The following is a 20,663-nucleotide window of genomic DNA, read 5'->3' as shown; positions in this document are numbered from 1 at the left end:
GGATCGAATCAGGATGCAACGGCGCCGGTTGCGCGGTCCTGGTCGGCGAGTTCGGGAGCCTGCTGGTATTTTTTTGCAAGGATTCCGTACGAATCGGAGCGCATGGCGATCAGCGTAACGAGCAGACCAATGACGCCGGTTACGGTAAACAACAGCGCCAGCCCCCGGGCACTTCCGGTACCAAACCACGACCCCAGCAAATCCACGCCCGCGCCGGTGGTCATAAACGGGATGAACACCAGTTGGGCAATGGGTCCGATGATGAAGGCGGTAATGGGCGAGGCCGCCTGCTCGACACTCTGGGCAAATCCGAAAACCCGGCCCTGTCGTTCGGGCGAAATCAATTTTTGGATGATGGTTTGCTCAGCCGCTTCCACCACCGGAATCAGGCAGAGATAAATAAACATGCCAACGGCAAGCAGTATAATGGACGCCTGAATGGTGAAGAAAATGCAGACCGTCCACATGGCAAGGTTGGCCAGAAAAAGCGTCCGGAGCGGTTTGGTACCCAGACCATTACGGGCCACCACCATGCCGCCGACAATAAAGCCCAGACTCAACACACCCCACAATGTACCCCAAACCTGCACTGAAACGAGTGACAGGCCGTAGGCATCCATCAGCGACATAAAAACGCCACCCAGGAAATTGTTGAAGGTGTTGAAAAAAATAAGTCCCAGTAAACCCGGAATTTGTTGTACGGACTTCAGCGTGCCCCGGATGTCGAGGTGATTGGTTTTCGTTTCCGCAACGACAATTTCCGGTTCAGGAATCGAAAGGAGGCTCAGGTGAACGATGACCAGGGCTGTCAGCGCAATGGCCAGCACCAGCATCCAGAACATGCCCAGAAAACCGATCACCAAACCGCTGAAGAGCGACGCGACCAGAAACGACACGCCGTTGGCCGTTCCGACCAGCCCGTTGGCTTTGTCGCGCTGGTCTTCGTCAATCAGAATCGTCACGAGGGTAGCAATGGCAATTGTGCGAATGTTACCGGCAATGGCGCCCAGCAGCCCAAACAGGATGAAGAGCCACAGGATGGGACTTGACGGGTTGGAAAACGTGGAGGACGGAAACGCGCTGTAGAGCAGCAGATCCACCAGATAAAACACCAGAGAACCGATGCTGGACAGCATCATGGCGGTTTTTTTGCGGTTGTGATCGACCAGTGAACCCAGAAAAAAGCCGGAAACGGCAACGGTTCCCAGGTAAATGCCGGCCATGATCGACGTGGCGACCACCGACTTGGTTTCGAGGTATAACCAGAACGTCAACGCAAACCAGACGCAATTGTTGATGACGGAAGCGGTTAGCGTATTGGCGAGAAGGGCGTAAAATCGGTTCGTCATGAGTCTGTTGTTTACTGGGGCAAACGGTCCGCTAGCCTAAAACCGCTCGCAGAGAATTCTGGTTTCCGGATTCAGGGAAAGTTGCAGACGCCTGTTTTTTGTGGTAAAAAACGTACGAGGCAGCCCCTAAAGCCACAAAAACAAGCATCGGTGCCCAATCCATCGGGGCTTTTCCCGCGCTGAAGACGCAATAGGTGGCACCCAGTAAATCAAAAATCAGTCCGGCATACGCCCATTCCTTGATCCGGGGAAAACCGGGAATCAGAATGGCCAGCACGCCGAGCAGTTTCGCCCACCCCAGAAACGGGAGCAGGTAGGCGGGCAGATGGATCTGTTTAAACCCTTCGACGGCTTGCGGTATAACCAAAATATCGGGAATAGAAGAACCCAGCATAACAAACGCGAATAATCCGGTAAAAACCCAGTACAAAATTTTCGTCTTTTTCATGGCAGTAGGTGTTGTTTGTTTACAGGACAAATTTACCACCGTATCCGGACTCGGAGAGCGTATGAAAACGGCAATCTACGGGGCTGATTGCGACAATCACGTGGGTTTCAATCTGGCTATAACAGGGATAAAATAAGGGAGAAGAGTGGTTTCTTTTGCCGCTTGCTTTCAACCCGATGCCGGAAATTTTTCACGAACGAATTGTTCAGTGGAATCATAAAAAAACTAAATTGGCGAACACCCGCTTGCGTCCACCGATGGCTTCCCAGAACGATTTAGAATTTACGTATTCCACGATTGATCAAATTTTTCGTCTCAGCGTGGGCCAGACCGGCGACTACAGCGGGGCGATGTACAACGGCAATTTTAAGCTGACGCTGGAGGAGGCTCAACGCCAGAAACACCGTTTCATCGCAGAAAGTCTGAACATTACCAAAGGCACAAAAGTGCTCGACATGGGCTGCGGCTGGGGGCCGTTCCTGACCTACATCAAGGGCCAGGGAGCCATTGGCCGGGGTGTAACGCTGTCGTCGGCGCAGGCTGCGGCCTGTGTGCAGAATGGCCTGACGGTGGAAGTGAAAGACTGCCGCCTGATTACCCCCGCCGATTACGGCACTTTCGATGCTGTCAGTTGCATCGGGGGCATGGAGCATTTCTGTTCGATCGAGCAGTACAAAGCTGGTCAGCAGGACGCGGTTTACGCTGATTTTTTCAAGAATCTCTACAATTTGCTGCCCGTAGGTGGTCGGTTTTACATGCAGACGATGGTTTTCAGCAAGAACATGCTGCCGCTGGAAGAAATCAGTCTGGAGGCACCCAAGGACTCAGATTCGTATTCACTGGCGTTGATGATTGCCCAGTTTCCGGGTTCGTGGCTGCCCTACGGCCCCGAGCAGGTGATCCGGAATGCGGCACCCCATTTCAAGCTGATTTCGCAAAGCAGCGGACGGCTGGATTACATCGAAACCATCGGTCAATGGCGGAAGCGGTTTCGGGCTTTTAACCTGAAAAAATATGCATTGTATGCTTCTTTGCTGCCCCGGTTTCTGACCAACAAGGCCATGCGGGATCTGATTGCTGTTTTCCGGGTCAGCCCAAACCGGGTTTGCTTCGAACGCGAGACGATGGATCATTACCGGCTGGTGTTTGAGAAAGTGTAGGTGTGCTGATCACGTTTGTAAGCTTGATCAGCAACCGCCAGCCACCGCCCGAAAAATCGACACTACCGTGACACCATCATGCTCCAGCACTAAATAGCCGTCGGGATGGGTTCGTAACGTAACCGGTGAAGGCGGAAATGACGCCGGGATCTCCAGGTTGGGCTGGAGCCAAAAATCGCTTTCCTGTAAATACCGAACCCATTGGTACCCTTCCTGGTGTTTCTCAAACCGACTGTCGTCAGGATTCCCGACCACGTCGTCAATTTCGCGTCCGAAGAACATTTTCAGTCCGTTTTTGGCGGTACGATCAATGGCCAAACCGTCGATAACACCGAATACTGCCCGGTAGTGCTCATAGGCATTCAGCGTACGCCGACGCCAGTCCGGTTCCAGATGATTCGAATGAGGTTCGGTCAGGAGCAACGCATTGGGCCTGACCGAGCGCATTAAGTGGAAAAAAGCTTGCCGTTGCGCAACCGTCGGCAGGTGGTGAATGGTGAGCGAACTGTTGATCACCAGGGCATCGTAGTGTTTCGGGAAAGCCCGGAGCAACGCATCGGGAGCCAACTCCTCAACCAGCGAAACGACCGGCATAAATTCAACGGAAAACGGAGCTTTTTCAGCCGCCTGACGGATCAGCGTTTCAGCATAAGCTACGGCCTCCGCAAATGGTTCGACGCCCACCACCGTCAGGTGTTTCAGTCGGGTTCGGGTGGCCACTAATTCGTCGATCAGGCGGGCAATCTGAATACCGCGCCCAATACCAACATCCATCACCACGGCCTGTTCCGCCAGCTTCAGCTCGTTGACCATCGCCCGGTTCGTAAGGGCATGACTCATCACTACAAACGGCAACTGATTGATCAACAGATCGAAGAGAATAATCTGCGGAATCTCGTACTGCTGAAGATACAGATGCTCGTGTGAACCGGCCTGTGGCTGAACATGATCGCGGATCGCTTTCAGAAACAGCGTGTCCAGCAAGGCTTCCGGCCGGTTTTCAATTTGCAGCAAACTGGTTTGCAACTGCTCCTCCAGCTTTTTCAAGATCAGAGGAGCAAGGCTTTCATGGAGGGAGTCAACAAACTGACCGAGTTCTGATGCGGTCATTTCACCGAAAACAGCTTCAGACAAACCGGAGCCGGGACTTTCACCTGCGTACCGGTCGGCGATAGTTTGCCGGTTTTTGAATCCAGTTTATACACCACAATGTTGTCGGTGTCCTGGTTGGCGGCAAACACGTATTCGCCTTTCGGATCGACCAGAAAGTTGCGGGGCGTTTTGCCTTCGGTGGGCTGCTGGCCGATTAGCGTGACCTTGCCATCGTTGGCAATCGACAGGATTGCCAGCGCGTTATAACCGCGGTTCGAGTGGTACAGGAACTTGCCTTTCGGGTCGGTGTGGATGTCGGCGCTGGTGTTTTTGTCGGTAAAATCGTCCGGAAGCGTTTTCACGTTGTCCTGAATCAGAGTCAGTGCACCGGTTTTGCTGTCGAGCGCGAAGGTCGCGACGCTGGAGGTCAGTTCTTCCACCAGATACAGGTATTTCCCGTTGGGATGGATCGTGATGTGGCGCGGTCCTGAACCCGCCGAAACCGTCGCGTAGGGCGTTGCGGCCGGTTTTACTTTGCCGGTGGCCTTGTCAAATTCGTAAATATAAACCTTGTCGGTGCCAAGGTCACAGACGTACACAAAGCGGTTGTTGGGTGACACCGTGGCCGAGTGAATGTGCGGTTTTTCCTGCCGTTGGGCGTTGGGGCCTTTGCCTTCGTAGCTTAGGGTGTCCGTCGCGGGGGCCAGGGTGCCGTCGTTCTGGATGGGCAAAACCGTGAACGTGCCACCGCCGTAGTTCGACACAAACGCCAGCTTGCCGGTTTGGTCGATGGCAATGTGGCAGGGGCCGCGGCCGTGCGACGACTGCTGGTTCATCATCGTCAGCTTGCCGGTTTTGGGCTCAATGGTGTAGGAACTGACGCCCCCGGAATTGGGAGCCGCTTCGTTGACCGAATACAGGAATTTGCCGGTTGGATGAATGGCCAGAAACGAAGGACTTTTGGCGTTCGAAACCGTCTGGAGCTGTTTCAGCGAGCCGTTGGCCCGGTCAAATTCCAAGACATAAATGCCTTCGCTGCCCCGGGTCGAATACGTTCCGACGTAGAGGACTTCTTTGGGTGATTGCGCGTTGACCATCAGGCTAAAGAGCAGGGCGGTTACCGTGAATAATTTTTTCATTCGTCAAGGGGAATAATCAGATCGCAAAGCTAACAAAAAGGACAAGCCGTCGACGGGCCTGTCCTTCTTCTTTCTTTTCAGAAAACGTCACCGGGCTTATTGTTTGCCAAATTCGGCGTTAGCGCGAATGGTAATTTCATCGCTCACCACCGCCACCGGCGTACCGGTTCCGATGCCGAAATCCGAGCGTTTCAGTTCACCGGCAATCTTGAATCCGGCAATCTCTTTCTTATTCATCGGATGCGGAATGGGGCCATTGAGCGTAACGTCCAGCGTAACGGGTTTGGTCACACCATGCATCGTCAGATCACCGGTCACTTTGTATTTCTTGCCTTCTACTTTCTTGAACGAGTTGCTTTTGAAGGTCAGCGTGGGGTATTTGGCCGCATCGAAGTATTTATCACTTTTCAAATCGGCGTCACGGCGGTCGTTGCCGGTATCGATGCTGTTTACGTCGGCCGTCAGTTCAACAACCGCATCCGTAAAGTCGGGTTTCGAGGAGGTGATTTTGGCATCGAACGTCTTAAAATTCCCATCGACATCCGAAACCAGGAGGTGAGTAACCGTAAAACCAACTTTGGCGTGTGCTTTGTCCACGGTCCAGGTTTGTGCAAAAGTGGCTGCGGATGCGAATAGACATGCAATAAATAGGGTGACTTTTTTCATAAAATTTCAGGATTTGATTGAAAATGGATTGCATTTCGAGCAACTAGTATACGCAAAAATTCTTGTATAGACATATAATAAATCACTTTTTCCACAATTTACAGTACCAATCAAGGGCGAAAAGCGGAATCAGGGTTTGTCGGGAAAGCGGTTTTTGGGGTTGCCCCGGAGCGCGGCCAGGTTCCGGCCTTCATGAAGGCCATACACCAGGTGTTTGGATTGCCCCACCACCTGAGAACCGTAGATGCCCCGGTGGCCGGAGACGAAATAGGCCACGACACAGGCCAGGGCTACATAAACGCCACAGTCGGCCCCGAACAACTCAATGGCCATCAGCGTGCAGGCCAGGGGCGTATTGGCCGCTCCGGCAAAAACCGCCACGAACCCCATGCCAGCCAGTAAGCCGGTTGGCAGCGGAACGATGTACGAAAGCGCATTGCCCAGGGTCGCGCCAATGAAAAACAAGGGCGTTACCTCTCCACCCTTGAACGCAGCTCCCAGCGTGAGGGCCGTCAACAGGATTTTGAGGGCGAAATCGTAGGGCGGAAGCTGAACCAAAAAGGCGTCCAGAATGGTCGGTATGCCCAGTCCGATGTATTTCGTTGTGCCGAGGGCCAGCACCGCCAGCGCCACCAGTGCTCCGCCAATCAGGGGTCGCAAGGGAGGATAGGCAATTTTGCGTTTGAAAAAACCGCTGATGGCGTGCGTCAGGCCACTGAAAACCACCGAACAAATCCCGAAAACCGCCCCGGCGACCATTGACCAGAGAACCGCCCCGGCGGAGAGTTCCGGCACCAGCGGAATGTGGTAGTGAGTGTGTCCGACCTGCCAGGCCCGGGTGGTGAGATCCGCAAAAACGGAAGCGGCAAAGGCAGGAAACAGGGCATCGTATTTCAGTCGGCCGAGTAGGAACACTTCCAGCCCGAACACCGCCCCGGCCAGCGGAGTGCCGAAAACCGAGCCAAAACCGGCCGCAATGCCAGCCACGAGCAGCAGTCGCCGGTCGCGCGGACGCAGCCGCAGCAGACGGGTGAACTGGTCGGCCAGGGAGCCGCCGATTTGCAAAGCCGTTCCTTCGCGCCCCGCCGAACCGCCAAACAGGTGCGTGGCAAGGGTGCCAATCAGCACGAAAGGAGCCATTTTCAGCGGAATGATTTGGGCTGGTCGGTGGATCGTTTCGAGAAGCAGGTTATTCCCGGCTTCGACGTCCTTCCCCCAATAGTGATAGAGACAACCGATCAGAAAACCGCCGAGGGGCAGAAATGCAATAATCCAGCGGTGATTTTCCCGCCACTGGGTGACCCAATCGAGCGATACCAGAAACAGGGCCGATGCCGAGCCGACGCACAGGCCGACCATTGCCGAGAGCAACAGCCATTTGACCAGAAAAAAAAGAATCGGTTGCTGCCAGAAAAGCGGGGTAAGTGGGCGGAAAAGACGAAAACGAGACGATGCCATATCAAAATACCTATCAGGGATACAAAAAGCTTTTGAACCTAATAGGCGCCATCATCCCCGGGCGGGGCGGTTTCAGCAGGAAGACACCATTTCCTGTACGATAAGGCAATAATACGCGGTTTTTTGAAAATCCCCAAGCCCGATCTGTCGCTGTTGGTTATGTGGGAGAAAAAAGTAACTTTTGTTCTCCGGTCGGACCCAAACCGGCTTCTTTCATCAACCTAAACGAAGTGATTTTTCATGCAATTCAGGATTAGTGTGTTGTTTTTGCTGCTTAGCGGAGTCTCTTATGCCCAGAAACAACCTTTTACGGCGGCTCAGTTATTCAAAAACGAAAAAACAAATACCCTGCAAACGCTGCCTGCCATCAGGGGCTGGACCGACGATGCGCATTATCTGCTGACGAAGGGCGACAAAACCTACGCCGTCGATGTCAAAACCGGGCAGGAAAGCGAACACAAGGAAACCGGTGGCTGGGTGATGTATCCACCTTTATCGGCTTCGCCGGATGAAAAGGGCCAGAATCTGACGGGTTCGCCCGATGGGAAGTGGCTGGCGTACACGCGTGACAGTAAAAACCTTTACCTGACGGATTTGAAAACCGGGAAGGAAAACCAACTGACGACCGACGGTTCGGAGACGGTTTACAACGGCTACGCAGCCTGGCTGTACTGGGAGGAAGTGCTGGGCCGGGCCACGCAGCACAAGGCTTTCTGGTGGTCGCCGGATAGTAAATACCTGGCATTCATGCGGTTTGATGAGGGCAAGGTGCCGGTTTTTCCGATTGCCGGAGCCACCGGGCAACACGGGTATCTGGAAAGCCAGCGGTATCCCAAACCGGGCGATCCGAACCCACTGGTGAAAATGGGCGTGGTGGAAGTGGCCACCGGAAAAACCGTCTGGGCGGATTACGACGCTAATGCTGATCACTATTTCGGCACGCCGTTCTGGACACCCGACTCGAAAGCCCTCTGGATGCAGTGGAAAAACCGGGGTCAGGACAACCTGAAATTGATTGCGATCGACCCGGCAACCGGCAGCAAAACCGAACTGGTCGATGAGCGTCAGAAAACCTGGGTGGACTGGCTGACGACGGTTCACTTTTTGAGCGATGGCAAGCAGTTTATCCGGATGAGCGACGCGTCGGGCTGGATGCACCTCTACCTGCATACGATGGATGGCAAGCTGAAAAACCCGGTTACCAGCGGAGACTATACAGTGACGGGCGTTTCGCTCGTCGATGCCAAAAACGGTCTGGTCTATTTCACGGCCCGCAAGGAAAATTCGGCCCGGACGGATCTCTATAAAGTGAAACTCGATGGCAAGGGATTGCAGCGGCTGACGTTCGGGGAGTTCAGCCATCAGGTACAGGTTTCGCCCGGCGGCAGTCATTTCATTACGACCTATTCCAACCTCCAGACCCCGCCGAAAATGGCGCTGCTGGACAAAAATGGCAAGCTGATTCGGGAACTGGGCGATGCGAAAGGTGCTGATTTTGACAAGTTTACCGTCGCCAAAACCGAACTGGTGCGGGTGCCGACGACCGACGGGTTTCAGCTCCCGATGACGATCAAATATCCCACGAACTTCGACCCCAGCAAACGCTACCCGGTTTTGATCAGCATCTACGGTGGCCCCAATGCCGGGTCGGTTTATGACCGCTGGAGCTACACCCCGGCTGCGCAGTGGTATGCCCAGGACGGCTTGTTGCAGGTCGCCATCGACCACCGGGCTTCGGGGCATTTTGGCAAAACCGGGCAGAATTTCATGCACCGCAACCTGGGAAAATGGGAACTGGAGGATTACAGTACGGCGGTAAAGTGGCTGGTTGACAAAGGGTTGGTCGATCCCAAAAAAGTGGCGATTACGGGCGGGAGCTACGGCGGTTACGTGACGGCGCTGGCCCTGACGCGGGGTGCCGACGTTTTTACGCACGGAATCGCCAACTTCGGCGTCATGGACTGGCAGTTGTACGACACCGAATACACGGAACGGTTCATGGATACCCCCGCCGAAAACCCCGAAGGCTACAAAGTAAGCTCCGTGCTGCAGTATGCCGACCGGCTGAAAGGAACGTTGCGGATTGTCCACGGTACGATGGACGACAACGTGCACATGCAGAATTCCGTCCAGTTGGTCGACAAACTGGAAACGCTCAACAAGCATTTTGAATTCATGATTTATCCCGGTGCGCGGCACGGTTTTGGTACAACCGGCAAGGCCAAACACGCCCAGGCCGAGACCGCCCGGTTCATTTACCGATATTTGCTGGAAAAACCGTTTCCGGCGGAGGTGTGGGAGTGAAACTCAATGGGAATACCAGGATAATTCAAATGAAAAGTATATTTTGACAGGATTTTCTTTAGAAAAAGGGATAAACTGACCGATACCAGCGCACGGGTTTGGGTATCGGAAGCAATGTTCCCCGAAGCCTCAAGTCCTTATTTACGTTGCAATATGTTTATAGAAAAAATCAAATCCGGCGAATCAGGGGTGCTGCTGTATGGCATTACACCTCCTAAAGTCAGTACCGCTCCTGATCGAATTGCCGAAATTGCCCAAAAAACAATCGATCGACTCGCTGTTCTGGATATCGATGCGCTGGTGGTGTATGATGTGCAGGATGAGTCGGCGCGGACAAATGAAGAAAGGCCCTTTCCCTTTATCAATGCACTGGACCCGCTGGATTTTGCCGCCAATTATCTGAGCACTTTATGCATCCCCAAAATAGTCTATCGGCCCGCCGGCAAATTTTCTGCCGATGAGTTGTCCGACTGGCTGGAAGAGCTGCACAGACAGCAGTTCTATCCCGTTTTTGTCGGCATTCCAGCCCCGGATTTTCCGGTAAAAACGAGCCTTCCGGAAGCCTACCAACTCTGGAGCAAGCACCGGGACACGTCCGTTATGGGCGCTGTTACCATTCCTGAAAGGCATCATGTGCTGAAAGATGAAGAAGTCAGGGTGCTGGATAAAATGAACCACGGGGTTTCGTACTTTATTTCCCAATGTGTCTTCAATCTGGACTATGCCCGGCAAGTGATCGAAGATCTGGCCATCCGTTGTAAACGGCAAGGGATCACTCCACCGACGCTCATTTTCACGATTACCGCCTGCGGATCGGCCAAAACCCTGCATTTTATGGAGTGGTTGGGTATCCACATACCGGACGACGTGAAAGCAGAACTGAACGCATCGGACGATATGCTGGAGAAATCGGTGCGAATTTGCCTCGACATTGCCTCGGCACTGACCACCATCTGTTTGAAACACGCCATCCCGTTTGGTTTCAATATCGAAAGTGTTGCCATTCGCAAAGCAGAGATCGAAGCTTCGATCGATCTGGTGAATCAAATAAGTCAGATGCTGAAGGAGAAAGGCGTAAGAAAGTCCTCTTTGGCGATCTCCTAACCCCCAATCAAAATGATCAAAAAACTGCTGCTGAGCGGCTTCTGTGGCCTTTCGGCCCTGCTTTCTCTGGCTCAGACTGAAATGCCGTTATATTCCGGCCCAGTGCCGAATGCGAAACCGTCGGACGTCCAGGAAGTGAAACGACCCGACCAGGTGGTGAGCCAGGTCATTCAGCCTACGCTGACGGTTTATCAACCGCCGAAGGGCCAGGCCAACGGAACGGCGGTGATCATTTGTCCGGGTGGGGGCTATGGCGTGCTGGTGATGAAACGCGAAGGCTACGATGTGGCGGAAGCCTTCAACAAAATGGGCGTGACGGCTTTCGTGCTGAAATATCGCCTGCCGAACGAAAAAACCATGATCGACCCGTCCGTCGGGCCGTTGCAGGACGCGCAGCAAGCCCTCAAAACCGTGCGGCAACGGGCTGCGGAATGGGGCGTTGATCCGAAAAAAATTGGCATCATGGGTTTCTCGGCGGGCGGCCACCTGGCAGCCACCGCCGGAACGCACTTTAACCAGAAGGTGATCGACAACCCGGAAGCGGTTAGCGTTCGGCCGGATTTCATGATTCTGGTGTACCCGGTTATCTCCTTTACGGACCAGGTTGGTCATTCCGGGTCGCGCAAGAATCTGTTGGGTGCTGCGCCCAAACCGGAGCAGGTGACGTTGTATTCCAATGAGTTGCAGGTCAAGTCATCCACTCCGCCCGCCTTTATCACCCATGCCAGTGACGATACGGTGGTGCCGGTCAAAAACAGTCTGCTGTTCTATGAAGCCCTTCAGCAAAATAAAGTGCTTGCCGATCTTCATATCTATACCAAAGGCGAACACGGTTATCTGAAAACACCGGCCTTCGACGAGTGGTTTGGCCGGTGCCGCCACTGGCTGATTCAAACGGGGCTGATGGACAGTCGCCCCTAAATCCCGAAGCATTTGCCCCCCAGCCCCCTAAAGGGTGAGTTTTCTCGCGCTCCAAGCTCCCCCTTTAGGGGGCTGGGGGGGCAAATGCTTCAGGGTATTTAGGGGCAGACAATAGGATTTGAAACCGTTCTAAAATCCAAAATTCGGGCGATCTTATTACAATAAGTTCCAGTAACTAACATTGGCATTATTTTTATAAAAAGATCAGTAAATTAGCTCATTAATTTTCTTGTCTGTTTATAATCTCCTTTGTCGTTGGTTGAAGTGGTTGCCCGAAGTATGAAAAAAATCCTACTCCCGCTATTATTATGTATAGTTGTTTCAGCTCGGGCTCAAAATCCGGCTTCCATGCCGCCCGTACCGGCGATTCAAACCACCATCAAGGCCAGCCTGAAAGCGAAAATCACGGGCGTGGTGATGGATGCAGCTCAGAACAAACCCGTTGAATTTGCCACGGTGGCCTTACTAAATCCTAAAACCGAGAAAATTGTTGGCGGAACCACCACCAGCGAAGCCGGTAAATTTACCATCAGCGGGGTGGATGCCGGTGTCTATCGGGTCGTGATCAGTTTTATCGGGTACGAAAATAAGACCATCAATACCGTCCAGGTCGGTTCGGAAGGGGCCGAAGTGGCGCTGGGCGTTGTGCAGATGCAAACCGATTCGCGGACGCTGAACGAGGTGGTGGTGACGGCCGAAAAACCGCTGGTCGAAGACAAAGACGACCGGCTGGTTTACAATGCCGACAAAGACATCACCAACAGTGGTGGCACGGCCATCGACGTGCTGAAAAAAGTGCCTTTGCTGACGGTTGATCCCGACGGGACGGTTACCCTGAAAGGCAGCAGCAGCATTAAAGTGCTGATCAACAACAAACCGTCGAGCATCATGGCCCGCAGCATCAGCGAAGCACTCCAGATGATTCCGGCGGAACTGATCAAATCAGTGGAAGTCGTAACGGCTCCTTCGGCCAAATACGACGCGGAAGGAACGGCTGGTGTGATCAACATCATCACCAAAAATCAGTTGCAGGGCCTGACGGGCGGGGTGAATGCCTCGGTTGGGAGCCGCCGGAACAACCTCGGCGGAAACTTTAATTTCAAGCAAAATAAGCTGAGTATCACCTCGTATGGCGGTGGTAACGTGAATAATTATTTCGGTGGTTCCGAAACCATGCGGCAAAACCTGCTGGACGGTCAGGTCATCAGCACGATTGAACAGATCAATGCCTACAAAAACAAAGGGCGGTCGGGGTTTGGCTCCGTGAGTGTCGATTATGACCTCGATTCACTAAACCGCATTGGCGTCGATGCCAGCTTTGGTGGGGAAGGACGGAACACGAATTCCACGCGCGATACGCGGGTAACGTCCGACGATCCGCAGAATTTCCGGCGGTATAACCATACCCAAAACCGCAACCGCAACATGGACGTTAATTTCAACTACACGAAAACGTTCAAGCGGAGTCCGGAACAGGAATACACCTTTCTGGCGCAGTATAATCGCAACAACAACCACAGCAACTACTCGCTGAACCAGTTTCCGCTGCCCGAAAGCGAAGTGATCGACTACCGCGAGCGCAACAACAACGACAACCAGCAAAAGGAATTCACAATCCAGACCGATTATACTCATCCGTTCTCCACCGTCAAACGCCGGATTCTGGAAGTCGGCACCAAGGCCATTTTGCGCGACGTGGGCAGCGATTACCGCCTGGAAAATGCGCCCGACGGCTCGTTGAACTACCGGGAAGACCCCACCCGCGCCAATACGTTCGACTACCAGCAGTGGGTCTGGTCGTCGTATGCGTCGTTTCGGATGCGAACCAGCAAAATGTGGGGTTTTAGCCTCGGCGGACGGATGGAAATGACGAACATCAACGCCAATTTTATTTCGACCAGCACGAAATTTACCGACCGCTACCAGAATTTCCTGCCGAACGTGACCATTTCGAAGCGGTTTGGCGAAGAACGACGGCTGAAACTGAATTACAGCCAGCGGATTCAGCGGCCGTCTATTTTCTACTTGAACCCGTACGTCAACTACTCCGATCCGAAAAACATCCAGACCGGCAACCCGTATCTGGACCCGGAACTGGCGCATTCGGTCGAATTGTCGTACAGTACCTTTACCAAAGGCGGAACAACTGTGAACGCGATGCTATTCGGGCGGCAAACCAACAACGCCATCGAGCGCATCACGACGGTCGACACGAGCGGCATTTCGAGCAGCACCTACCGGAACATCGCCCAGAATTCGACCTACGGCATGAACCTGTTCGGGTCGGCGCGTCCGGTGAAACAGTGGAACATCAGCGGGTCGTTTGGGCTGAACTACAACATTCTGAACAGCAATGCCTTGAATATTACCAACGAGAACTGGAGTTACCGGGTTAACCTGAATACCTCGCTCCAGTTGCCCCACGACATCAGCCTGCAGGCCAACGGTTCTTACAATTCGCGCCGGATTCTGTTGCAGGGGCAATCGTCCGGTTTTTACTATTACGGTTTTTCGGGCCGGAAGGAATTCAAGAAGCAGAAAGTGACGATCACCGCCAGTGCCGAGAATCCCTTTCGGCGCTACAACACCATTGCGACCTTGCTCCGCACGCCCACTTTCATCTCGGATGGCTCCAACTACAACGTCATCCGAAACATACGTTTGTCGGTCAACTGGCGGTTTGGAAAAATGAACGCCGGTCAAAACCGCGAGAAGAAAAAGATTTCGAACGACGACGGGAAACAGGGGTAGCAGGATAACTATACTGGGATAAAGGCTTGGTTTTGGCTGAAAATGCCTACCTTACTCTGCGAATCACGAAATTTGTTTGCCAATGAGAAGATTGCCTGCCCTTCAGGATCCTAGTTCCGTAGCCCCACCTTCCTCCGCTATCGATCGTTTTTTACTGCGCTTTATCCGGGACAGCCGCGACCTGCCGTTCGTCTACCTGACGCTAAAAATCTCGTTTACGCTGGTACCGCTGGGTATTTTGTTGTTCATCCCGGGCATCACCGGCTGGGTGTGGGGCGTGTTGGCATTTGCCTGTTTTGCATCGTATGCTATTTATAAAGGGCCATTTGGACTCATGGTGCATTGCGCGGCCCACCGTCCGCTGTTCAAACGGGAATACAGTGCGCTGAACTATTACATGCCGACATTTCTGGCGCTTTTCTTCGGGATGTCGCCCGACACCTACCAGAGTCACCACATCGGTATGCACCATCCCGAGAATAACATGCCCGAAGATCTGAGCAGTACGATGACCTACAAGCGCGACAGCGTCAGGGGCTTTCTGATGTATCTGGCTAACTTTTTCTTTCTGGGCGTAATCACACTGATCGGTTATCTGAAGCGGAAAAACCGCCAGAAAATGGCAGTGAAAGCCATGAGCGGTGAAATCCTCTTTCTGACGATGTGCGCGGTTCTGCTGTGGGTAAATGCCCCGGCTACGATTGTGGTGTTTCTGCTTCCGTTTGTCATGACGCGCGTTTTTGGCATGATTGGCAACTGGACGCAACACGCTTTCATCGACCGGAACGATCCGGCGAATGCCTACAAAAACAGCATCACCTGCATCAACGTCAAGTATAACCGCATGTGCTGGAACGACGGTTATCACATCAGCCACCACTGCCGCCCGGCCATGCACTGGAGCGAGCATCCCAAGTTTTTCCTGAAAACCCTCGACCAGTATGCGGCCCACAAAGCCATCATTTTCGAAGGGCTCGACTATGGACAGGTTTTTGGCTTACTCCTGAGCAAACAGTACAATCGACTGGCCAAACACGTCGTCAACGTCAACGGTGCGTTTCAGAACGAACAGGAAATCATTGAGTTGATGAAATACCGGGTGCGGCCCATTTTGGAATGGAATCCGGAGAAGGCGTCGGCGGTTGCGGGGTGACTGGTAATCGGATAGGGGGCAATAAGTCAGGCTTCGGTACCGTGCTTAGAATATCGTAATTTTCAGATTGGTGTATTTTTTTATGCGCTTGAAATCTGACTGGTTATAGGTATAAAGCTCCGCACAGTACGTTTCAGCAATAGCCGTATGGATACAGTCATTTATGTTTTGAAATCCAACTTTCCTTGCCAGTTCGATAGCTCTCCGGTATTGAGCTACAGAGTAATTAACAAGTGGAGGAGCTAGCAGGCTGTCAACCAGGCTTTCAATATCCCGTGTAGATACCTTTAATTTGGCAAGAACAAAGGCTGATTCTTGCAGGCAAAGCAAAGAGCAAAAGAACAATCCCTCTTTTGATGCATTCTGGTAGAGTTGAATGGCTTGCTGATTTTTAGCCGAGTCTTGTTCAACCAGATAATTAATGAGGACGTCTGTGTCAAAATAAATCATCGAACCCTACACATTAACTTCGTTGGCCAGAGCAGACAGGTCCATGCTCGGGTCTACTTTTACCTTCTTTAGCTTCTTGCGCAGCTTTTCCATCTTGTAAAAGGCATCCATCTGGCTTGCAGGGGTAGCGTCGTTGCTATCTTCTACCGTAATATTCACCTCTTTGCCGGCAAATTGAGTCTTGATAGCTTCTAGAAAACCGCTATTCAATGAATCCACTGGTAGTTTATACGTCAGTTGCATAAAGGTCGCTTTTGAATGCCAATATAACGCTTTTTTAGATTGACCTGTTCCCGAGTGTCGGTAAAGCCAGTACCGTATTTGTGTATACGTACAAAATGCAAGGTGTAAAAAAACGCCAACCATCAACGGGCTGGCATTTTTCATTAGCGGCTCCTCTGAACCGAAACCGCCGTGGTTCGGGAATTGGCCCGTAGCAACACCAGCGCAATGACAAAGAATACCGATTCGGTCACCAGCCATTGCCGGCCAAAATCGCCCAAAGCCCCTTCGGCGAAAACCGTGATGGTGCGCGACAGCGCGTAAAAGCCCCACAGCAGACACAGAAAAGCCAGACCCTTGTTGACGTCATTGAGCATGAGGTAAATGAGGCTGATAAATAGGGTCAGACCAACTCCGCCATAAACGCCCTGAATGGAGCTAAAAGCATCCGAGTTGTTGAGTTGAACGTGAACCAGATCCATAACGGATTGGGGGTCGGCAAAAGCCATCATACTGACCGAGAGGAGAGCCAAAGCCGACAGCAGGATGAATCCCTGAGCGGCCCGTTTTGCAATTGTTTGCGTTTGCATGTTCGTCGTAGTTGTTGGTTTACGAGGCAAAGTTGCAGACGTTTTTCGTCGGAAATCTTGGTCTTGACCAGGATTTTAGCAGAAGATTAACCTACGGAACCATGCGGTCATATACCTCGTCGAACCCGGCGTTTTTGCTTAGTTTGTAATGCTCCGCGTGGTAGCGGTCGAGTTTGTCCAGAATCTGAATCAGCAGGGCTTTTTCGCCCTCGGTCAACGAACTGTAGGCGACATCGGCCACCCGGTTCATCACCGGAAAACACTCTTGCAGGATGGTCAGACCCGCTTCGGTGATGCGCAGGCGTTTGGAACGCCGGTCATTTTCGTCCGGAAATTCTTCGATATACCCCATGCCCACCAGCCGGTTCACCACGTCGATTCCGGAGGCAAACTCCACCATCATTTCGTAGATCAACTCGCTCTTCTTGGGCGTTCCCATTTGCGCCAGCACGATCAGATAAACCGGCTCCTCAATGCTTTTGAAGTTGAGTGGAAACATGGCTTTTTTGGAATAAAAATAACCATACTTCGACAACCGCCCGACCAACGCAGCCAGCCGCGACGATGGCCGGATCTCTGTCAGCGACCGGTTTGCGGTTCCCGTCAGGCTCTCCACCCATTTTTCATCGTATAACCCGTCAGGAGAAGCCACCGGGCTGTGCTGATTGAGGACAGCGGGCTGAGCGGTTTCGGTTAAATAATGCAGACAAAAGCCGGCCACATCCGCATCGGGCGTAGCCTCACTGTATTTGGCCCACGCATTCACTAAATCAATAAGTTGCTGTTCTCCCCGGTCCATATCACTATGATTTCGTACAAAATAACGGATTAGCACTTTTGTTTAACTACGGAAATAAAATATTTTTTCAAATATAGTAAACAATAATTATGTTTTCGTAGTAATATTGCAAATGTATACAGTGTATAATTACGAAAGCGTAGTTTTGGTTCCCTGGTCGAAGTGTCATCACAGAATGCATTTAGCTTATCAAAACCGATGATAGCAGAATTAAAAGGCGTTGGTAAGGAATACCAAACCGGCGATCAAACCATTGTGGCCCTGCAACCCACCACCCTGCAACTGAACGAGGGTGAACTGTTGCTCATCATTGGGCCGTCGGGCTCGGGCAAAACGACCTTGCTCTCGCTGCTGGGTTGTGTCATTTATCCCAGCTACGGCGACCTCTGGGTCGATGGACAATACGTCAATAAGTTGAATCAGAGCGAATTGGCCCGTCTCCGGCTGAATACCATCGGGTTTGTTTTCCAGAATTTCAACCTGCTGGCTCCGCTCACCGCCGAAGAAAACGTAATCATGCCATTGAAACTGCAGGGCGTGAACAGCGCCGAAGCCCGCGCCCGCACCGAACAGGCCCTCAAAACCGTGGGCATGACCGACCGGCGCCGGAACCTCCCGAAACAATTATCGGGCGGGCAGCAACAGCGAATCGCCATCGCCCGCGCCCTCGTCACCAACCCCCGACTGGTGCTGTGCGACGAGCCGACGGCATCGCTGGACAAAAATTCGGTGGGCATTGTCATGCAGGAACTCCGCGCGCTGGCCGATGAAGGCAAGTCGGTAGCCGTTGTAACCCACGATCCCCGCCTGAAACAATACGCCCACCGAATCGTGGAGGTCGATAACGGGGTAGTAAACGAAGTGAACGAATTTAACGACTAAGGCTATGAAACCGGTTTACTTATTTGGTCTACTGATTGGACTCGCGTCCTGTGGAGGCAGCAAAGACAAGACTGCGGAGTCGCAGGATTCTGTTCGGACAGTGCAAACGCCGAAGCGCATCGACGAGGTGCTGGGCATCGCGGTGATCGAGCCGGCAAAGCGAATCAGCCAGCTATCGGCCGAAACCGGTGGGCTGGTCAAAAGCATTGCCGTCAACATCGGCGAGGAAGTGAAAAAAGGGCAGGTGATTCTGACGATGGATAACGCCGTCGAATCGGCTCAACTACGACAGGCCAGCGTCAAAATCAAAACCCAGCAGGACGCCATTGAAACCGCCCGGCAAAACGTGCAGACGTTGCGCGTACAACTCCAGAAAGCCGAAGCCGATCTGCAACGGAACCAGACGCTGTTTGCCGGAAAAGCGCTGACGCAGAAGTATCTGGACGATTCGAAGTATGAAGTGACGAACCTGCAACAGCAAATCCGGGCGTCGGAAGCCCAGGTTCGGGAGGCTCAGGGGCGCATCAGTGAACTCCGGGCCGACATCCAGTATGCCTCGACGGTGGCCGGGCTGAAAACCGTGAAAGCACCCGAAGATGGAACGTTGCTCAGTCTGGATGCCAAAGTCGGCCAGTTTTTGTCCAGCAACCAGTCCATCGGCGATTTTGCCCCGGCGGGTCCGCTCGTGGCCCTGACCGAAATCGACGAACTGTTTGCGCTAAAGGTGAAAGTGGGCCAGAAAGCCTACATCCGGCCCCAGGGTAGCAACGAACGATTGACCACGGGAACGGTGGTGCTGACGTCGCCCTACCTCCGCAAAAAATCGCTCTTTGCCGACAATGCCGCCAACCTCGAAGACCGGCGCGTTCGCGAAGTTCGGGTGCAACTGGACGACCCCGGCAAAGTCATCATCGGCGCCCGGGTCGAATGTCTCATTTCCATTCAATAAGGCAAAAACCGCCTTTTACCATGTTTAGAATCGCGTTCAAATTCATCCGGTACGATGTGGCCAAGTCGCTCGGCGCACTGGCGGGGATCGTTATTTCGGTGTTTCTGGTGGGGCAGCAGGCCGGTATTTTCATCTTCCTGACCGACGCCATGCGGAGCATTGTTGACAACAACAAGGGCTACATCTGGGTGACGGACGAAACCACGACCAACGCCAACCAGCTCAGTCCGCTCGACGTTCGGAAAGGTTACGAAATCGGTTCGCTGCCGGGCGTAGAGCGGGTTTATCCGGTGGTCATCGCCGGGGCCGGGGCTAAATTTGCCAACGGCACCACGAGCGGTTTTTCGCTGATCGGCTCCGAAGCCCCCGCTTTTGTCGGTGGCCCGTGGCGGCTCTACACCGCCAAACCGGCCGACATGATTCCGGAAGGCGCGCTGATTACCGATTTCTACGACGCCAAAGCCCTCGGCGGACTCAAACCCGGCGATTATTTCGAAGTCAACGGAAAAAAGGTGTACAACGCGGGTCTGACGCGGGGCGCGCGGTCGTTTGGCGGGGGATTACTGGCCTTCACGACCATCGAACGCGCCCGGTATCTGGCCAACGTTCCGACCAACAAGGTGAGTTTTTACCTCATCAAACCCAAAACCGGTGTCCTGGAAGCAACGGTTATTCAGCAGATTAACCAGAGCATCACCGGTGTGCGGGCCTGGAATGCCGATGATCTCTCGGAGGTCACCGTCAAAACCGTGTTAGCCACCAACGGCATTGCGGCTTCGTTCGGTAGTCTGATCGGTTTTGCGGTCATTTCCGGACTGGTCATCATCGGACTAACGCTCTACTCGGCGGCCATCGACCGCATCAAGGATTACGGCACCCTCAAAGCGATTGGCGCTACCAACGGTTACGTCAGCCGCCTGATTCTGACCCAGGCGCTGCTGTTTGCCGTCGTGGGCTACGTGGTGGGTCGGGGATTGGCCGAGGCTTTCCGGCTGGGCATTGCGCAGTCGGGAACGCTGTTTTTCTTCCCGATCTGGTTTGAATACGCCCTGTTCGTCATCACGCTGGTTATCTCGCTGGGCGGTTCGGTATTCGCCATCCGGCGCATCAACTCGCTGGAACCGGCCACGGTTTTCAGGGGCTAATTTCATTGCGTTAAGACTTTCGCTGCTGCTTCTGAATCCCGCGTCGGCGTTTCGGAATTCAGGGGCAATTTGCCAACATTT

The 20,663-nt window shown here is 53.1% G+C and carries 19 protein-coding genes and 1 riboswitch; of the genes, 9 read left to right on the top strand and 10 right to left on the bottom strand.

Annotated elements, in window-relative coordinates; genetic code table 11:
• Positions 1-8: 8 nt before the first annotated feature.
• A complete protein-coding gene (locus ACS5NO_RS16825; RefSeq protein WP_439416255.1) occupies positions 9-1,349 on the bottom strand; it encodes an MFS transporter in 1,341 nt (446 codons plus the stop codon).
• Positions 1,350-1,380: 31 nt separating this feature from the next.
• On the bottom strand, positions 1,381-1,797 hold the full coding sequence (locus ACS5NO_RS16820; protein ID WP_439416254.1) for a DoxX family protein: 417 nt from the start codon (positions 1,795-1,797) through the stop codon (positions 1,381-1,383).
• A 257-nt stretch (positions 1,798-2,054) separates the two neighbouring features.
• On the opposite strand from ACS5NO_RS16820, the gene ACS5NO_RS16815 reads away from it, so the two are divergent.
• Complete coding sequence (locus ACS5NO_RS16815; protein WP_114404446.1) at positions 2,055-2,957, top strand: SAM-dependent methyltransferase; 903 nt, start codon at positions 2,055-2,057, stop codon at positions 2,955-2,957.
• Positions 2,958-2,984: 27 nt separating this feature from the next.
• Here ACS5NO_RS16815 and ACS5NO_RS16810 read toward each other — a convergent pair whose 3' ends face one another.
• The 4 genes from ACS5NO_RS16810 to ACS5NO_RS16795 form a co-directional block, all read right to left on the bottom strand.
• A complete protein-coding gene (locus ACS5NO_RS16810) occupies positions 2,985-4,067 on the bottom strand; it encodes a GRAS family protein (protein WP_439416253.1) in 1,083 nt (360 codons plus the stop codon).
• Entirely contained in the window at positions 4,064-5,188 is a 1,125-nt protein-coding gene (locus tag ACS5NO_RS16805) for a lactonase family protein (protein ID WP_439416252.1), read from the bottom strand. Before ACS5NO_RS16805 ends, ACS5NO_RS16810 begins: the two co-directional genes overlap by 4 nt.
• Positions 5,189-5,284: 96 nt before the next feature.
• Positions 5,285-5,854 (bottom strand): YceI family protein, encoded by a 570-nt coding sequence (locus ACS5NO_RS16800; RefSeq protein WP_150878308.1) that lies wholly within the window; start codon positions 5,852-5,854, stop codon positions 5,285-5,287.
• A 129-nt stretch (positions 5,855-5,983) separates the two neighbouring features.
• Positions 5,984-7,312, bottom strand: coding sequence for a voltage-gated chloride channel family protein (locus tag ACS5NO_RS16795; protein WP_439416251.1), 1,329 nt, complete (start codon positions 7,310-7,312; stop codon positions 5,984-5,986).
• 35 nt (positions 7,313-7,347) lie between these two features.
• Positions 7,348-7,415, bottom strand: a riboswitch (Fluoride riboswitch).
• A gap of 137 nt (positions 7,416-7,552) precedes the next feature.
• On the opposite strand from ACS5NO_RS16795, the gene ACS5NO_RS16790 reads away from it, so the two are divergent.
• The 5 genes from ACS5NO_RS16790 (at position 7,553) to ACS5NO_RS16770 (ending at position 15,545) form a co-directional block, all read left to right on the top strand.
• Entirely contained in the window at positions 7,553-9,616 is a 2,064-nt protein-coding gene (locus ACS5NO_RS16790) for a S9 family peptidase (RefSeq protein WP_439416250.1), read from the top strand.
• 153 nt (positions 9,617-9,769) lie between these two features.
• Positions 9,770-10,720 carry a methylenetetrahydrofolate reductase gene (locus ACS5NO_RS16785; protein WP_439416249.1) on the top strand — a complete coding sequence of 317 codons (951 nt, stop codon included), beginning with the start codon at positions 9,770-9,772 and terminating at the stop codon, positions 10,718-10,720.
• A gap of 12 nt (positions 10,721-10,732) precedes the next feature.
• Positions 10,733-11,641 carry an alpha/beta hydrolase gene (locus tag ACS5NO_RS16780; protein ID WP_439416248.1) on the top strand — a complete coding sequence of 303 codons (909 nt, stop codon included), beginning with the start codon at positions 10,733-10,735 and terminating at the stop codon, positions 11,639-11,641.
• 348 nt (positions 11,642-11,989) lie between these two features.
• Entirely contained in the window at positions 11,990-14,392 is a 2,403-nt protein-coding gene (locus ACS5NO_RS16775) for a TonB-dependent receptor (RefSeq protein ID WP_439416247.1), read from the top strand.
• A gap of 82 nt (positions 14,393-14,474) precedes the next feature.
• A complete protein-coding gene (locus ACS5NO_RS16770; RefSeq protein ID WP_439416246.1) occupies positions 14,475-15,545 on the top strand; it encodes a fatty acid desaturase family protein in 1,071 nt (356 codons plus the stop codon).
• Positions 15,546-15,590: 45 nt separating this feature from the next.
• Here the strand turns inward: ACS5NO_RS16770 and ACS5NO_RS16765 are convergent, their stop codons facing one another.
• From ACS5NO_RS16765 to ACS5NO_RS16750, 4 genes are all read right to left on the bottom strand, one after another.
• On the bottom strand, positions 15,591-15,995 hold the full coding sequence (locus tag ACS5NO_RS16765) for a type II toxin-antitoxin system VapC family toxin (protein WP_439416245.1): 405 nt from the start codon (positions 15,993-15,995) through the stop codon (positions 15,591-15,593).
• Positions 15,996-16,001: 6 nt separating this feature from the next.
• Positions 16,002-16,238: a hypothetical protein gene (locus tag ACS5NO_RS16760; RefSeq protein WP_439416244.1), complete on the bottom strand. Its 237-nt coding sequence runs from the start codon at positions 16,236-16,238 to the stop codon at positions 16,002-16,004.
• A gap of 143 nt (positions 16,239-16,381) precedes the next feature.
• A complete protein-coding gene (locus ACS5NO_RS16755; protein ID WP_439416243.1) occupies positions 16,382-16,807 on the bottom strand; it encodes a DUF4345 domain-containing protein in 426 nt (141 codons plus the stop codon).
• Between the two features lie 91 nt (positions 16,808-16,898).
• Positions 16,899-17,606 carry a MarR family winged helix-turn-helix transcriptional regulator gene (locus ACS5NO_RS16750; RefSeq protein ID WP_439416242.1) on the bottom strand — a complete coding sequence of 236 codons (708 nt, stop codon included), beginning with the start codon at positions 17,604-17,606 and terminating at the stop codon, positions 16,899-16,901.
• A 198-nt stretch (positions 17,607-17,804) separates the two neighbouring features.
• Here ACS5NO_RS16750 and ACS5NO_RS16745 point away from each other — a divergent pair, with 198 nt between their 5' ends.
• Genes ACS5NO_RS16745 through ACS5NO_RS16735 form a run of 3 tightly spaced genes read left to right on the top strand, consistent with a single transcriptional unit; the run spans position 17,805 to position 20,582 of the window.
• Positions 17,805-18,488, top strand: a complete 684-nt coding sequence (locus ACS5NO_RS16745) for an ABC transporter ATP-binding protein (protein WP_439416241.1) — start codon at positions 17,805-17,807, stop codon at positions 18,486-18,488.
• A gap of 4 nt (positions 18,489-18,492) precedes the next feature.
• Complete coding sequence (locus tag ACS5NO_RS16740; RefSeq protein ID WP_439416240.1) at positions 18,493-19,437, top strand: HlyD family secretion protein; 945 nt, start codon at positions 18,493-18,495, stop codon at positions 19,435-19,437.
• Between the two features lie 20 nt (positions 19,438-19,457).
• The gene (locus ACS5NO_RS16735) at positions 19,458-20,582 is read left to right on the top strand and encodes an ABC transporter permease (RefSeq protein WP_439416239.1); all 1,125 of its coding nucleotides are present in this window, start codon (positions 19,458-19,460) and stop codon (positions 20,580-20,582) included.
• Positions 20,583-20,663: the final 81 nt, after the last annotated feature.

Source organism: Larkinella fluvii (genome assembly GCF_051857545.1).
Classification (GTDB): Bacteria; Bacteroidota; Bacteroidia; order Cytophagales; family Spirosomataceae; genus Larkinella.
The sequence above is the reverse complement of the archived record's forward strand: the minus strand, read 5'-3'. Positions and strand labels throughout refer to the sequence as shown.